Below are 16,287 nucleotides of genomic sequence, written 5' to 3'. Positions count from 1 at the left end.
TCGTCCGGGAAGCCGGAGACCGCGTCGCCCCCTTCCACCACCAGCTGCCACAACTCGTCCGGCGACGACACACCCCCCGGATACCGGCACGCCATGCCGACGATCGCGATCGGTTCACCCGTGTCGGCCGCCACGGCCGTCGACCGCGTCGGGGCCTGTGCCGCGTCGCCCGCCTCGTCGCGCAGGTGACGGGCGAGGGCGAGCGGGGTCGGGTAGTCGAAGACGAGGGTGGCGGGGAGTTTCAGGCCGGTCGCCTCGCGCAGCCGGTTGCGCAGTTCCACCGAGGTGAGCGAGTCGAATCCGGCGTCCCTGAACGCGATCTCCGCCGGCACGCCGCCCGGCCCGGTGTGCCCGAGCACGACCGCGGCCTCGGTGCGCACGAGGTCCAGGAGGAACGCCTCCTGTTCGGCCGCCGGGAGTCCGGCGAGGCGGGCGGAGAGCTGCCGGTGCTCGGCGCCGGTGGCCGCCGCCCGTGCCAGTTGTCGGCCCGCGCGGACGAGGCCGCGCAGCAGCGGGGGCACTGCCCCGCCGGACGCCGAGTCGGCGCGCAGGGCCCGCAGGTCCAGCTTGAGCGGTACGAGCAGTGACTGTCCGGACCCGGCGGCGGCGTCGAACAGTTCCATGCCCTCGGCCGCCGAGATCGGCCGCACGCCGCCACGGCTCGCCCGCGCCTGGTCGACGCCGGTGAGGTGCCCGGCCATGCCGAGGCTCTGCTCCCACAGGCCCCACGCCAGCGAGAGGCCGGGCAGGCCCGCCGCCCGGCGGCTGGCCATGAAACCGTCGAGGTACGCGTTGGCCGCCGCGTAGCTGCCCTGTCCCGCGCCTCCGGAGAGACCGGCGACGGACGAGAACACGATGAAAGCGTCGAGGTCCAGGTCCCGGGTCAGCTCGTCGAGGTGGCGCACCGCGTCCACCTTCGGCGCGAACACCCCCGCCAGCCGCTCCGGGGACAGCGCCCCGATCAACCCGTCGTCGAACACGCCGGCCGTGTGGACGACGCCCGTCAGCCGGTGCTCTTCCGGTACGCCCGCCAGCAGCGCCTTCACCTGGTCCCGGTCGGACACGTCGCACGCCACCACCGACACCGCAGCGCCCAACTCGCCGAGTTCGGCCACCAACTCCGGTACGCCCTCGGCGTCCGCGCCCCGCCGACTGGCCAGGACCAGACTGCGCACGCCGTGCCGGGTGACGAGGTGCCGGGCCACCAGGGCGCCCAGCGATCCGGCGCCCGAGACCAGCACGGTCCCCTCCGGCCCGAACACCGCGGGACCGTCCGTGACGTGGTCGGCGACGCGGCCGAGCCGGGGCAGGGAGAGGGTGGTTCCGCGCACCGCGACCTGTGGTTCACCGGTGGCGAGGACCGTTCCCAGCAGCGCGTCCACCGTGGTGTCCGCCGTGGGGTCGGTGTCCAGCAGGACGATGCGGTCCGGGTTCTCGGACTGCGCGGCCCGCACCAGACCCCACACCGCGGCCGACGCCGGATCCGTGACCATGTCCGCGCCCCCGGCGGCGACCGCGCCCCGGGTCACGACCACGAGGCGCGACTCCTCAAGGGCCTCTTCGACCAGCCACGCCTGGAGCACGGCGAGGACCTGGGACGTCAGGTTCAGCACCGCGTCGTCCTCGTCGCCGCCGACGACTTCCAGGACGCCCACCGCTGGCGCGTCACCGGCCAGGAGCGTCACGTCGGCGGCCGTGTACACCGGTGCCCACGGCGGGGGCGACACCGATCCCTGCGGCGGGGCCAGCTCGACCCACTCCACCTGGAACAGCGCGTCGGCCGTGCCCTTCGCCCTCTCCAACTGGTCCGCGGACACCGGCCGGGACACCAGCGAGTCCAACGTCACGACCAGGCCGCCGGTCTCGTCGGCGGCCTGCACGGACAGCGCGTCCGCACCAGCCGGCGCCACCCGCACCCGCAGCGCGGAAGCCCCGGCAGCGTGCAGGACCAGACCGTTCCACGCGAAGGCCAGCACCGGCTCCCCGGACTCCTCCGCTGCCGCACCGATGGTGCCGGCCTGGAGCGCCGCGTCGAGGAGGGCGGGGTGGATGCCGTACCCAACCGCTTCCTTGCGCTGCTCCTCGGGCAGCGCCACCTCGGCGAACACCTCCTCGCCACGTCGCCACACCGCCCGTACACCCTGGAACGCCGGCCCGTAGCCGTACCCGCGCTCGACCAGCGACGCGTAGAAGTCCCCCACCTCCACCAGCTGCGCGCCGGGCGGCGGCCAGGCGGTGAAGTCCACACCGTCGTCGTCAGGCCGGGCCGTTGTCGAGAGGAGCCCGGTGGCGTGCCGCGTCCACGTATCGCTGTCGGCGTCGTCCTCGCGCTGGGAGTACACCTCCACCGGGCGCGCACCGCTCTCCCCGGGCTCCCCCAAGGTCACCTGCACCCGCACACCGGACCGCTCGGGCACCACCAGCGGCGCCTCGACCACCAGTTCTTCGAGGACCTCGCATCCGGCCTCGTCCCCGGCCCGCACCGCCAGCTCCACCAGCCCCGTACCGGGCAGGATCACCACGTCGCCGACCCTGTGGTCGGCCAGCCAGGCGTGCGTCCGCAGGGACAGCCGCGAGGTGAAGACGAGCCCGTCGGAGTGCGGCAGCCGCACCACCGCGCCCAGCAGCGGATGATCCGCCGCCGTCTGCCCCAGCGACGCCGCGTCCGTGGCCGACTCGCCCTGCGGGAGCCAGTAGTGCCGGTGGTCGAAGGCGTACGTCGGCAGCTCTGCGTACGCGGCCCCGACGTGGGCCCCGGCGGGCAGCACGGCCGCCCAGTCGACGCCCACGCCCCGGACGAACAACTCGGCCATCGACGCCAGCAGCCGCCGCAGACCGCCCTCCTCACGGCGCAGCGACCCCGTCACCACCGCATCGGCGTCGCCCGCGTCCACGGCTTCCGTGACGGGCTGGACGAGTACGGGGTGGGCGCTGACCTCCACGAACACGCCGTACCCCGAGCCCAGCAGGTCGGATACCGCGGGCCCGAACCGCACCTGACCGCGCAGGTTGCGATACCAGTACGCGCCGTCCAGCACCCCGGCGTCCTCCACCCAACTGCCGGTGACGGTGGAGAAGAACGGGATCGTGGGCGCCTGTGCGCTCACCTCTGCCAAGGTGTGAGCCAAGGTGCCCTGGATGTCCTCGACGTGACGGGTGTGGGATGCGTAGTCCACCGCCACCCGCCGCGTACGGACGCCCTCGCCGGAAAGAGCCTCCACCGCCTCGTCCAATGCCTCAGCGTCGCCCGCGATCACCACGGAGGACGGCCCGTTGACGGCGGCGACCTCGACCCGGTCCGCCCAGGGCTCCAGACGAGTGGCCGCCTCCTCCTCGCTCAGGGCGACGGACGCCATGCCCCCGCGCCCGGCCAACTCCGTGGCGATGGCCTGACTGCGCAACGCCACCACCCGCGCCGCATCCTCCAGGGACAACGCACCGGACACGCACGCCGCCGCGATCTCCCCCTGCGAGTGACCGAGCACCGCATCCGGCCGAACACCCACGGACGACCACACCGCAGCCAACCCGACCATCACCGCGAAGCTCGCGGGCTGCACCACGTCCACCCGCTCCGACAACCCGGGATCGGAGTCACCCCGTAAGACGTCGACCAGCGACCAGTCCACCCACCGTTGCAGCGCTCTTGCGCACTCGGCGATCCGCTCCGCGAACACCGGTGAGGAGTCGAGGAGTTCACGTCCCATCCCGACCCACTGCGAACCCTGTCCCGGGAACACCCACACCACCTTGCCCGGAGCGCCCGAAACAGCGCTGCCGGACACGGAGTTCGGGCCGCTCTCGCCCCGGGCGAGTGCCCGCAGCCCGGCCAGGGCCTCGTCCGTCGAGCCCGCGACCACCACCGCACGCTCGCCGAACACCCCCCGGCTCAACAGAAGGGCTCCGGCAGTCGGGGTCAGCGACGCCCGGTTGCCCGTGTCGGACTCCAGGTGTGCGGCGAGGCGCTTCGCCTGGCCCGCGAGTGCGTCGCGGCTCCGCGCCGACACCACCAGGGGAACCACGCCCACGGGGGCGGGCTCCGGTGACACCGGCTCCTCGGGCGCTTCCTCCAGGATCAGATGGGCGTTCGTGCCGCTCATGCCGAACGCGGACACCCCGGCCCGGCGCGGACGGCCGTTGCGGGGCCACTCCCGCGCCTCGGTCAGCAGTTCCACGGCGCCGTCGGCCCAGTCGACCTGCGGGGTGGGGGCGTCCACGTGGAGGGTGGCCGGGAGCACGCCGTGCCGCAGCGCCTGCACCATCTTGATCACACCGGCCACCCCGGCGGCAGCCTGGGCGTGCCCGATGTTCGACTTCAACGAACCGAGCCACAAGGGCTGTTCGGGGTTCCGCTCCTGACCGTACGTGGCGAGGAGCGCCTGTGCCTCGATCGGGTCGCCCAGCGTCGTCCCGGTGCCGTGGCCCTCCACGGCGTCCACGTCCGACGGCGTGAGGCCCGCGTTGGCGAGGGCTCCGCGGATCACGCGTTGCTGCGAGGGGCCGTTCGGGGCGGTCAGTCCGTTCGAGGCGCCGTCCTGGTTGACCGCGCTGCCCCGCAGGACGGCGAGGATGCGGTGGCCGCGTTCCCGCGCCACCGACAGGCGTTCCAGCACGACCACGCCCACGCCTTCGGCCCAGCCGGTGCCGTCGGCCGACGACGAGAACGCCTTGCACCGCCCGTCGGCGGCCAGGCCGCGCTGCCGGGAGAACTCCACGAAGGCCCCGGGCGTCGCCATCACGGTCGCACCGCCCGCCAGCGCCATCGAGCACTCGCCCTGCCGCAGCGCCTGCGCCGCCAGATGCATCGCCACGAGCGACGACGAACAGGCCGTGTCCACCGTGACCGCCGGACCCTCGAAACCGAGCACGTACGACACCCGGCCCGACGCCACGCTCGTCGACCCCCCGGTGCCCGCGAAGCCCTCCACCTCCGGCGTCACACCGCCGGCCCCCGGGGCGACGTACCCCTGGGTGAACACCCCGGAGAACACCCCGACGTCGGCGCCCTTCAACGAGCCCGGGGCGATCCCGGCCGCTTCCAGCGCCTCCCACGAGGTCTCCAGGAGCAGCCGCTGCTGCGGGTCCATCGCCAGCGCCTCACGCGGCGAGATCCCGAAGAACCCCGCATCGAAGAGCGGCGCTTCGTGCAGGAAACCGCCCCGGCGGGTGGTGGAGGTGCCCGCGCTGTCGGGGTCGGCGTCGAACAGGCCCTCTAGGTCCCAGCCCCGGTCCTCGGGGAAGCCCGACACCGCGTCCCCGCCCTCGGACACCAGGCCCCACAAGTCCTCCGGGCCCGCCACGCCGCCCGGCAACCGGCACGCCATGCCGACGATCGCCACCGGCTCGCGGGAAGCGTCACGGAACTGCCGGTTCTGCTTCTTCAGCGAGCCGACTTCCTCCAGCGACTTCCGCAGCGCCTGGACGACTGTTTCATACGACGCGCTCACGTGAATTCCCCAATCAGCCAGCGGTTTCGAAAGGTCTCAGTCGCCGAACGCCAGGTGCACGAGGTCGTCGACGTCCAACTCGGCGATCGGCCGCCCGACGTCGCTCGCGTCGTCCTCATCGGCCCCGTCGGCCGTGCCGGTGTCCGGTCCGCCGTCGCCGAGGGCGGCCAGCTCGACCAGGGCGTCCAGGAGTCCGGCCGCCCGGAAGCGGGCCAGCGGGAGGGAGGCGAGTGCGTGGCGCAGCCGCGCCTCGTCCGGCTCCGGTCCGCCCGTGTCGTCGTCCGGGAGCAGTGCCTGGTGCAGATGACGGGCCAGGACCAGCGGGTTCGGATAGTCGAAGACCAGCGTGGCGGGCAGCTTCAGGCCGGTCGCCTCACGCAGCCGGTTACGCAGCTCCACCGCCGTGAGCGAGTCGAACCCGGCTTCGTTGAACGCCAGGTCGGCGCGTACGTCCGACGGTTCGGCGTGCCCGAGCACGACCGCGGCCCGGCCCTGGACCAGGTCGAGGAGCAGGGCTTCCCGTTCCGCCGCCGACAGCCCGGCGAGCCGGTCGGTCAGCCGGCGCCGCGTGTCGCCGCCACCCGCCGCCTGCGCGAGGTGCCGCCCGGCGCGGACCAGGCCGCGCAGCATGTGCGGCACCGCGACACCGGCCGCCGCGTCGGCGCGTACGCCCCGCAGGTCGAGCCTGGCGGGGACCAGCAGGGACTGACCGGATCCCATGGCCGCGTCGAACAGCTCCATGCCGTCCGTCAGCGTCATCGCCTGGAGGCCGCCTCGGCGGTTCATCCGGCTCCGGGTGAGGTCGTCGGTGTGGGCGGCCATGCCGCTGGTCTGGTCCCACAGGCCCCAGGCCAGGGACAGGCCGTGCAGGCCGGCGGCCCGCCGGTTGGCCATCAGGCCGTCGAGGAAGGCGTTCGCGGCGGCGTAGCTGCCGCTGCCCGCGCCCATGAAGACGCCCGAGACGGATGAGTAGACGACGAACGCGCCTAGGTCGAGGCCGAGTTCACGGGTCGACTCGTCGAGGTGGCGCACCGCGTCCACCTTCGGCGCGAACACCCGCTCCAGCCGCTCCGGCGTCAGCGTACCGATGACACCGGCGTCCAGCGCGCCCGCCGTGTGCACGATGCCGGTCAGCCGGTGCTCTTCCGGTACGCCCGCCAGCAGGGCCTTCACCTGGTCCCGGTCGGACACGTCGCACGCCACCACCGACACCGCAGCGCCCAGCTCGCCGAGTTCGGCCACCAGCTCGGCCGCGCCCTCGGCGTCCGCGCCCCGGCGGCTCGCGAGCAGCAGATGCCTTACGCCGTACCGGGTGACGAGGTGCCGGGCAGCCAGGCTTCCGAGCGAGCCGGTGCCTCCGGTGATGAGGACGGTGCCGTCGGCGGTGAAGACGGCCTGCCCGTCTGCCGCTTGAGCGGGTTCCCGGACGAGCCGGGGGGCGGAGAAGTCGGCTCCGCGCAGCGCGAGCTGCGGCTCGCCGGTGGCGAGGACGGCGGCCAGCACCGCGTCCAGTACGGAGCCCGCTTCGTCGCCGGAGCCCGGGTCGAGGTCCAGCAGGACGATCCGGTCCGGGTTCTCGGCCTGCGCGGCCCGTACGAGACCCCAGACGGCGGCGCCCGCCGGATCCGTCACCGCGCCGTCGCCCGCGGGCATCGCGCCCCGGGTCACGACCACGAGTCGGGCGTCGTCGAGACCGGCACCGGCCAGCCACGCCTGCACCACGGCCAACACCCTGACGGACAGGGCCAGTGCGGCTCCCTCGCCGTCGCCACCGAAGGCTTCGAGGACCGCCGCTGTCGGCACGGCCGCGCCCGACGCGACTTCCTCCGTCAGCGTCGCCACGTCGTCGACGGCGACCACCGGCGTCCAGGACAGCGACGTGCCCGAGCCCTGCGCCGGGGGCAGCGCGGTCCACTCCACGCCGAACAGCGAGGTGGCGACCACCGTGTCCGCCGTCGTCAACCGGTCGGCGTCCACCTCCCGCCACGTCAGCGAGTCCGCGGTGACCACCAGGCCACCGGTTTCGTCCGCCGCCTCCAGCGCCACCGCGTCGGGCCCGCTGGACGCGAGCCGCACCCGAAGCGCCGAGGCACCTGCGGCGTGCAGCAGGAGACCGTGCCAGTCGAGCGGTTGGCGCGGCGCCCCGACGTCGCCGCCGTCGGGGCCCGGGGCGGCCGTCGCGTCGAGCGAAACGGCGTGCAGGGCGGCGTCGAGGAGCGCGGGGTGGATGCCGAAGCCACCCGCTTCCTTGCGCTGCTCCTCGGGCAGGGTGACCTCGGCGAACACCTCGTCGCCACGGCGCCACACCGCCCGTACGCCCTGGAACGCCGGACCGTACGCATAACCCCGCTCGGCCAGGTCGACGTACATCTCCCCGGTCTCGAGCGGCTCGGCGCCGGGCGGCGGCCAGGTCGTGAAGTCGAAGCGGGGTCCGCCCGCATCGGCCCGGTCGGCTGCCGACAGGACTCCGGTGGCGTGCCGGGTCCAGGTGTCACTGTCGCCGTCGTCCTCGCGCTGGGAGTACACCTCGACCGTGCGCGCGCCGTCCTCCCCCGGTCCGCCCACGGCGACCTGTACCCGTACGCCGCCGCGCTCGGGCACCGCCAGCGGGGCCTCGGTGACGAGTTCCGCCAGCGCCCCGCTCCCGGCCTCGTCACCGGCCCGCACCGCCAGCTCCACCAGCGCCGCACTCGGCAGGAGCACCACATCGCCCACCCTGTGGTCGGCCAGCCACGGATGCGTCCGCAGGGACAGCCGCGAGGTGAAGGCCAGGCCGTCGGACTGCGGAAGACGCACCACCGCGCCCAGCAGGGGATGCTCCGCCGCCGTCTGCCCCAGGGACGCCGCGTCGGTCGCCCGCGCCGCCGGGGTGAGCCAGTAGTGCTGGTGGTCGAAGGCGTACGTCGGCAGGTCCACGCGTGGGGACCGCGCGGGCAGCACACTGCTCCAGTCGACGGCCACGCCGCGTACGAACAACTCGGCCATGGAGGCCAGCAGCCGCCGCAGACCGCCGTCCTCGCGGCGCAGCGACCCCGTCGCCACGGCGTCGGCCTCGACCGCGTCCACGGCTTCCGTGACGGGCTGGACGAGTACGGGGTGGGCGCTGACCTCCACGAACACCCCGTAGCCGTGGCGGAGGAGGTCGGCCACGGCGGGGCCGAACCGCACCTGACCGCGCAGGTTGCGGTACCAGTACGCACCGTCCAGCACCCCGGCCTCCGACACCCAGTCGCCGGTGACGGTGGAGAAGAACGGGATCGTCGGGGTACGCGCACTGACCTCCGCCAGGGCTTCGGCCAGGGTCTCCCGGATGTCTTCGACGTGACGGGTGTGGGATGCGTAGTCCACCGCCACCCGCCGCGTACGAACACCATCCCTGGACAGGGCCTCCAACGCCTCATCCAACGCTTCGGCGTCCCCGGCGATCACCACCGACGACGGCCCGTTGACGGCCGCGACCTCGACCCGGTCCGCCCAGGGCTCCAGACGAGTGGCCGCCTCCTCCTCGCTCAGGGCGACGGACGCCATGCCCCCACGCCCGGCCAACTCCGAACGGATCGCCTGACTGCGCAACGCCACCACCCGCGCCGCATCCTCCAGCGACAACGCACCCGCCACACACGCCGCAGCAATCTCACCCTGCGAATGCCCCAGCACCGCATCCGGCCGAACACCCACCGACGCCCACACCGCAGCCAACCCCACCATCACCGCAAAACTCGCCGGCTGCACCACATCCACCCGCTCCAACAACCCCAGCTCCACCTCACCCCGCAAAACATCAACCAACGACCAATCCACCCACCGGCCCAGCGCCACCGCGCACTCCCCCACCCGCTCCGCAAACACCGACGAAGAATCCAGCAGCTCACGCCCCATCCCCACCCACTGCGACCCCTGCCCCGGGAACACCCACACCACCTTGCCCGGTGCACCGGAAGCCGCGGCCCTGCCGGTCACGACACCAGCCGCGTCCTCACCCCGGACCAGCGCATCGAGCCCGGCAAGGGCCTCGTCGTCCGAACCCGCCACGACCACCGCGCGCTCGTCAAGGACGGCACGGCTCGACACCAGCGCTCCGGCCACGCCCGCCAGCGGCACGCCCGACTCCACATGCGACGCGAGACGCCCGGCCTGCCCCGCCAGCGAACCCGCACTCCGCGCCGACACCACCAACGGCACCACGCCCACAGGAGCAGGCTCCTCCGAGACCGACTCCTCCGGCGCCTCCTCCAAGATCAGATGCGCATTCGTGCCACTGATACCGAAGGACGACACGCCCGCCCGACGCGGACGGCCGTTCCGCTGCCAGTCCCTGGCCTCGGTCAGCAGCTCAATGGCGCCCGCCGACCAGTCCACCTGCGTGGTGGGCTCCTGCGCGTGCAGCGTGGGCGGCAGGACGCCGTACCGCAGCGCCTGCACCATCTTGATCACGCTGGACACACCGGCCGCTGCCTGCGCATGGCCGATGTTCGACTTCAACGAGCCCAGCCACAAAGGCTGTTCGGGGTTCCGATTCCTTCCGTAGGTGGCGAGGAGCGCCTGGGTCTCGATCGGGTCGCCCAGGGGCGTGCCGGTCCCGTGGCCCTCGACCACGTCCACGTCGGAGGGCGCCAGGCCGGCATGGGCCAGGGCCTTGCGGATGACACGCTGCTGCGAGGGGCCGTTCGGGGCGGTCAGCCCGTTGGACGCACCGTCCTGGTTGACCGCGCTGCCCCGGACGACCGCGAGGACCTGGTGCCCGCGCTCCCGTGCGACGGAGAGACGTTCCAGGACCACCAGGCCCACGCCCTCGGACAGCACCGTGCCGTCGGCGCCGTCCGCGTACGCCTTGCAGCGGCCGTCGGCGGCCAGGCCGCGCTGCCGCGACATGCCGAGGACGCCGATCGGGGACCCCATGACGGCGACGCCCCCGGCCAGCGCCATCGAGCACTCGCCCTGCCGCAGCGCCTGCGCCGCCAGGTGCATCGCGACCAGCGACGACGAGCACGCGGTGTCCACCGTCACCGCCGGGCCCTCGAAGCCGAAGGCGTACGCCACCCGGCCGGAGGCGACGCTGCCCGCCGTGGCGGTGGTGACGAAGCCTTCGAGTTCGGCGGGCATGTCGCTGAGGGAGTCCAGGTAGTCGTGGATGGAGACGCCGGAGAAGACTCCGATGTCCCCGCCGCGTGCCGTCGTCGGGTCGATGCCGGCCCGCTCCAGGGCCTCCCAGGAGGCTTCGAGGAGCAGTCGCTGCTGCGGGTCCATCGCCAGGGCCTCGCGCGGGGAGATGCCGAAGAACCCGGGGTCGAAGAGGCCGGCGCCCTGGAGGAAGCCGCCCTGACGGGCGTACGACGTCCCGGCGTTGTCAGGGTCCGCGTCGAACAGGCCCTCCAGGTCCCAGCCCCGGTCCTCCGGGAACCCCGACATGCCCTCGCGCCCCTCACGCACCAGCCGCCACAAGCCCTCGGGGTCACTCACCCCACCGGGCAGCCGGCACGCCATCCCGACGATCGCAATCGGCTCGTCGGGGTCGGCGACGACGGACACGGCCGCGGCGGCGGCGCCGTCCGCCGTCTCGCCGAGTTCCTCCCGCAGATGGCGGGCGAGCGCCACCGGTGTCGGGTAGTCGAAGATCAACGTGGCGGGCAGTTTCACACCGGTCGCCGCGCTGAGCCGGTTCCGCAGCTCGACCGCGGTCAGCGAGTCGAACCCGATGTCGTTGAAGCCCCTGGTGCCCTGTGCCAGTTCGGGTCCGCTGAAGCCGAGCACGCCGCCCGCCTCGCCTTGGACGACGGACAGCAGGATGCTCTCCTGCTCGGTCTCGGACAGCCCTGCGAGGCGGCGGGCCAGACCGCCGCTGTCCCCGGCCGCCGACCGCGCCGTGCGTCGACCTGCGCGGACGAGGCCGCGCAGCAGGTGCGGCACGCCGCCGCCCGCCGCCGCCTGGGTCCGCAGCGTGCGCAGGTCCAGCTTGATGGGTACGAGGAGTGCCCGGTCCAGGTGCAGGCCCGCGTCGAAGATGCCGAGGCCCTCGGCCGGGGTCAGCGCCAGCACGCCGCCGCGGCTCATCCGCGCCTGGTCGACGCTGCTGAGGTGCGCGGTCAGGCCCGCGGCCTGCTGCCACAGGCCCCAGGCCAGCGAGAGCCCGGGCAGGCCCGCCGCCCGCCGCCGGGCCATCAGCCCGTCGAGGTAGGCGTTGGCCGCCGCGTAGTTCCCCTGGCCCGCCGAGCCCATGAGTGCGGCGGCGGACGAGAACACCACGAAGGCGTCGAGGTTCAGGTCCCGCGTCAGCTCGTCGAGGTGGCGCACCGCGTCCACCTTCGGCGCGAACACCCCCGCCAGCCGCTCCGGGGACAGCGCCCCGATGACCCCGTCGTCGAGGACACCGGCCAGGTGGACGACCCCGCCCAGGCGGTGTTCCTCCGGTACGGCCGCCAGCAGGGCCTTCACCTGGTCGCGGTCGGACACGTCGCACGCCACGACGGACACGGTCGTGCCCTGTTCGCCGAGTTCGGCCACCAACTCCGCTACGCCCTCGGCGTCCGCACCCCGCCGACTGGCCAGGACCAGATGCCGCACCCCGTGCCGAGCCACCAGATGACGGGCCACCAGACCACCCAGGGAGCCGGTACCACCCGTGATGAGAACACTCTTGCCAGCGGTGAACACGTCGGGTGCGTCCGGGGCTTGTCCGGTGACGCGGACGAGCCTGGGGGCGCTGAGGGTGGTTCCGCGGGCTGCTACCTGCGGCTCGTCGCTGGCGATGGCCGCGCCGATGACGGGGTCCAGGGGGCCTGTGGCCGTGGGGTCGGCGTCCAGCAGGAGGATCCGGTCCGGGTTCTCCGCCTGCGCGGCGCGCACCAGGCCCCAGACCGCCGCTCCGGCCGGGTCGCTCACCTCGCCCGTGCCGGCGGGCACCGCGCCCCGGGTCACGACCACCAGGCGCGATGCCGCGGGGCCCGCGCCAGCCAGCCACGCCTGCACCGCTCCCAGTACGCGGGAGGTCAGGGCGAGTGCCGCGTCGTCGGCGTCGGTGCCGAAGGCTTCCAGGACGGCCACCGGCGGGGCGGTCGCGCTGCCGGTGAGGGCCGCCACGTCGTCGGCCGTGGTCACCGGCGCCCAGGTCGGCGTCTCACCCCGCGCCGGGGGCAGTTCGGTCCACTCCACCCCGAACAGCGCGTCGCGGCTGCCGTCCGCCGCCGCGTCCAACTGGTCGGTGGAGACGGGCAGGGACACCAGCGAGTCCATCGTGAGGACGCTGCCGCCGGTGTCGTCGGCGGCGTGGAAGGACAGCGCGTCCGGGCCGCAGGGTGCGACCCGCACGCGCAGCGCGGAGGCGCCCGCGGCGTGCAGCAGCAGGCCGTTCCACGCGAACGGCAGCACCTTGCGGTCGTCGTCGGGGCGGGCGAAGGCGTTCGTGTGCAGGGCGGCGTCCAGGAGTGCCGGGTGGATGCCGAACCGGCCCGCTTCCTCCCGCTGTTCCTCGGGCAGGGCCGCCTCGGCGAAGACCTCGTCGCCGCGCCGCCACACCGCGCGCAGGCCCTGGAAGGCGGGCCCGTACGCGTAGCCGCGCTCGACCAGGTCGGCGTAGAAGTCCGCCACCGGGACGGGCTCGGCGCCGGGGGGCGGCCAGGCAGCGAAGTCGAACTCCCGCCGGGCGCCGGGCGCCGTCGGCGAGGCCGCCAGGAGCCCGGTGGCGTGGCGCGTCCACGCGTCGGCGCCGGCGTCTCCGTCGGAGTCCTCGCGCTGGGAGTACACGTCCACGGTCCGTGCGCCCGTCGCGCCCGGCCCGCTCACGGCGACCTGGAGGCGCACCCCGCCGCTGGCGGGCAGCACCAGCGGCGCCTCGATGACGAGTTCCTCCAGGAGGCCGTGGCCGAACTCGTCGCCGGCGCGCACCGCGAGGTCCACGTACACCGTTCCGGGGACGAGGACCACGCCGCCGATGGCGTGGTCGGCGAGCCACGGGTGCGTGCGCAGCGACAGGCGCGAGGTGAAGACCAGGCCGTCGGACTGCGGCAGCGGCACGACCGCGCCCAACAACGGGTGGTCGGCACCGACGAGGCCGAGGGACGCGGAGTCCTTGGCGGACGCGGCCATCTGGAGCCAGTAGTGCTGGTGGTCGAAGGCGTACGTCGGCAGGTCCGCGCGCCGGGACGCGGCGCCGGCGGGCAGCGTACGGGACCAGTCCAGCGCGGCTCCGCGGACGAACAGCTCGGCCATCGAGGCGAACAGGCGCCGCGGGCCGCCGTCCTCACGGCGCAAGGTGCCGGTCACCGCCGCTTCGGCATCGGTGGTGTCGACGGTCTCGGTGATGGCCTGGACGAGTACGGGGTGGGCGCTGACCTCCACGAACACCCCGTGTCCCGAGCCCAGCAGTTCGGCGACGGCCGGGCCGAACCGCACGCGCTCGCGCAGGTTGCGGTACCAGTACGCGCCGTCCAGGACCCCGGCCTCCGTCACCCGGCCGCCGGTGACGGTCGAGTGGAACGGCACCGTGGGCGCCTGTGCGTCGATGCCGGCCAGCACCTGGGCCAGGGTGTCGCGGGCGTCCTCCACGTGCCGGGTGTGCGAGGCGTAGTCCACCGCGATCCGCCGGATGCGGACGCCCTGGTCGTCCAGTGCTTCGAGGGCTTCGTCCAGGGCTTCGGCGTCGCCCGCGACGACCACGGACGACGGCCCGTTGACGGCGGCGACCTCGACCCGGTCCGCCCAGGGCGCAAGCCGCCCGGCCGCTTCCTCCTCGCTCAGGGCGACGGACGCCATGCCGCCGCGTCCGGCCAGCTCCGCGGCGATGGCCTGACTGCGCAACGCCACCACCCGCGCCGCGTCGTCCAGCGACAGCGCACCCGCCACGCACGCCGCCGCGATCTCGCCCTGGGAGTGGCCGAGGACGACGTCCGGCTCCACGCCCACGGACGCCCACACGGCGGCCAGTCCCACCATCACGGCGAAGCTGGCGGGCTGCACCACGTCGACCCGGTCGAGGAAGCCGGGCTCCACCTCACCGCGGAGGACGTCAACGAGTGACCAGTCCACCCACCGTTCCAGGGCAGCGGCGCACTCCGCGATCCGCTCGGTGAACACCGGTGAGGCGTCGAGGAGTTCGCGCCCCATCCCGGTCCACTGCGAACCCTGCCCCGGGAACACCCACACCACCTTGCCCGGCGTACCCGTACCGGTCACCAGACCGACCGCGTGCTCACCGCGCGCCAACCCCCGCAACCCGGTCACTGCCTCCTCGGCCGAACCCGCCACCACCACCGCACGCTCACCCAGGACAGCCCGACCCGACACCAACGTCCCGGCCACCGCCGCGAGCGACGCGCCGTCGGCGCCAGACTCCATGTACGCGGCGAGGCGTTCGGCCTGGGCCGCCAGCGAAGCCGCGGTGCCCGCGGAGACCACCAGCGGCACGACGGCCGACGGCTCCGGTGCGGGCCGCGCCTCCTCGACGGGCGCTTCCTCGACGATCAGATGGGCGTTGGTGCCGCTGGCGCCGAAGGCGGAGATCCCGGCCCGGCGCGGGCGGCCGTTGCGCTCCCAGCCCCTTGCCTCGGTCAGCAGCTCCACCGCGCCCGCCGACCAGTCCACCTGCGGCGTGGGGGCGTCCACGTGGAGGGTCGCCGGGAGCACGCCGTGGCGCAGCGCCTGCACCATCTTGATCACACCGGCCACGCCGGACGCCGCCTGCGTGTGGCCGATGACCGACTTCACCGAGCCGAGCAGCAGCGGTCGCTCCGGGTCCCGGCCCTGTCCGTACGTGGCCATCAGCGCCTGCGCCTCGATCGGGTCGCCGAGGACCGTGCCGGTGCCGTGGCCCTCCACCGCGTCCACGTCGGCCGGCGCGAGGCCCGCGCCGGCCAGCGCCTTGCGGATCACGCGCTGCTGCGCGGGCCCGTTGGGCGCGGTGAGGCCGTTCGACGCGCCGTCCTGGTTGACCGCGCTGCCCCGGATGACGGCGAGCACCTGGTGCCCGCGCTCGCGGGCCGTCGACAGGCGCTCCAGGAGGACCACGCCCACGCCTTCGGCCCAGCCGGAGCCGTCGGCGCCGGCGGCGTACGACTTGCAGCGGCCGTCGAAGGCGAGCGCGCGCTGCCGTGCGAAGCCGACGAAGCCGCCCGGCGTCGCCATCACCGTCGAGCCGCCCGCGAGCGCCATCGTGCACTCGCCGCGGCGCAGGGCCTGCGCGGCGAGGTGGATCGCCACGAGGGACGAGGAGCACATGGTGTCGACGGTCACCGCGGGGCCTTCGAGCCCCAGGGCGTACGCGACGCGCCCGGAGGCGACGCCGCCCGCGGTGCCCAGGGCCCGCTCCAGGCTGAGGAAGTCCTCGAAGCCGCTGAGGTCCGGGGCGTAGTCCTGGTGCACGATCCCCGCGAACACGCCGACGTCGCCGCCGCGCATCGCGTGGGGGTCGATCCCCGCACGTTCGAAGGTCTCCCAGGACACTTCGAGGAGCTGCCGCTGCTGCGGGTCCATCGCCAGGGCCTCGCGCGGCGAGATGCCGAAGAACCCGGCGTCGAACCGTGCCGCGTCGTGGAGGAAGGCGCCCTCCCGCACGTACGTCGTCCCGGGGTTGTCGGGGTCCGGGTGGTACAGGCCCTCGACGTCCCAGCCCCGGTCGTCGGGGAAGGCCCCGTAGACGTCGGCGCCTTCGGACACCACGCGCCAGAAGTCCTCGGGGCTGCGGATGCCGCCGGCGTAGCGGCAGGCCATGGAGACGATCGCGACGGGCTCCGCGGCGGCTGCGACGAGTGTGCTGTTCTCCTGCTGGAGCCGGGCGTTCTCCTTCAGCGAGGCACGCAGTGCCTCAATGACCTGCTCGTCTGGCGCCGACATAGCCATCCTTCCGGGA

General features: G+C 74.0%; 2 protein-coding genes. Both read right to left on the bottom strand.

The features are described from left to right. On the bottom strand, positions 1 to 5,447 hold a 5,447-nt coding region (locus AB0E05_RS27300), incomplete at its 3' end, for a type I polyketide synthase (protein WP_361968102.1). 36 nt (positions 5,448 to 5,483) lie between these two features. Then, complete coding sequence (locus AB0E05_RS27295) at positions 5,484 to 16,271, bottom strand: type I polyketide synthase (RefSeq protein ID WP_361968100.1); 10,788 nt, start codon at positions 16,269 to 16,271, stop codon at positions 5,484 to 5,486. Between the last annotated feature and the right edge of the window lie 16 nt (positions 16,272 to 16,287).

It is taken from the genome of Streptomyces sp. NPDC048057, from assembly GCF_040653095.1.
Lineage (GTDB): Bacteria > Actinomycetota > Actinomycetes > Streptomycetales > Streptomycetaceae > Streptomyces.
The sequence above is the reverse complement of the archived record's forward strand: the minus strand, read 5'-3'. Positions and strand labels throughout refer to the sequence as shown.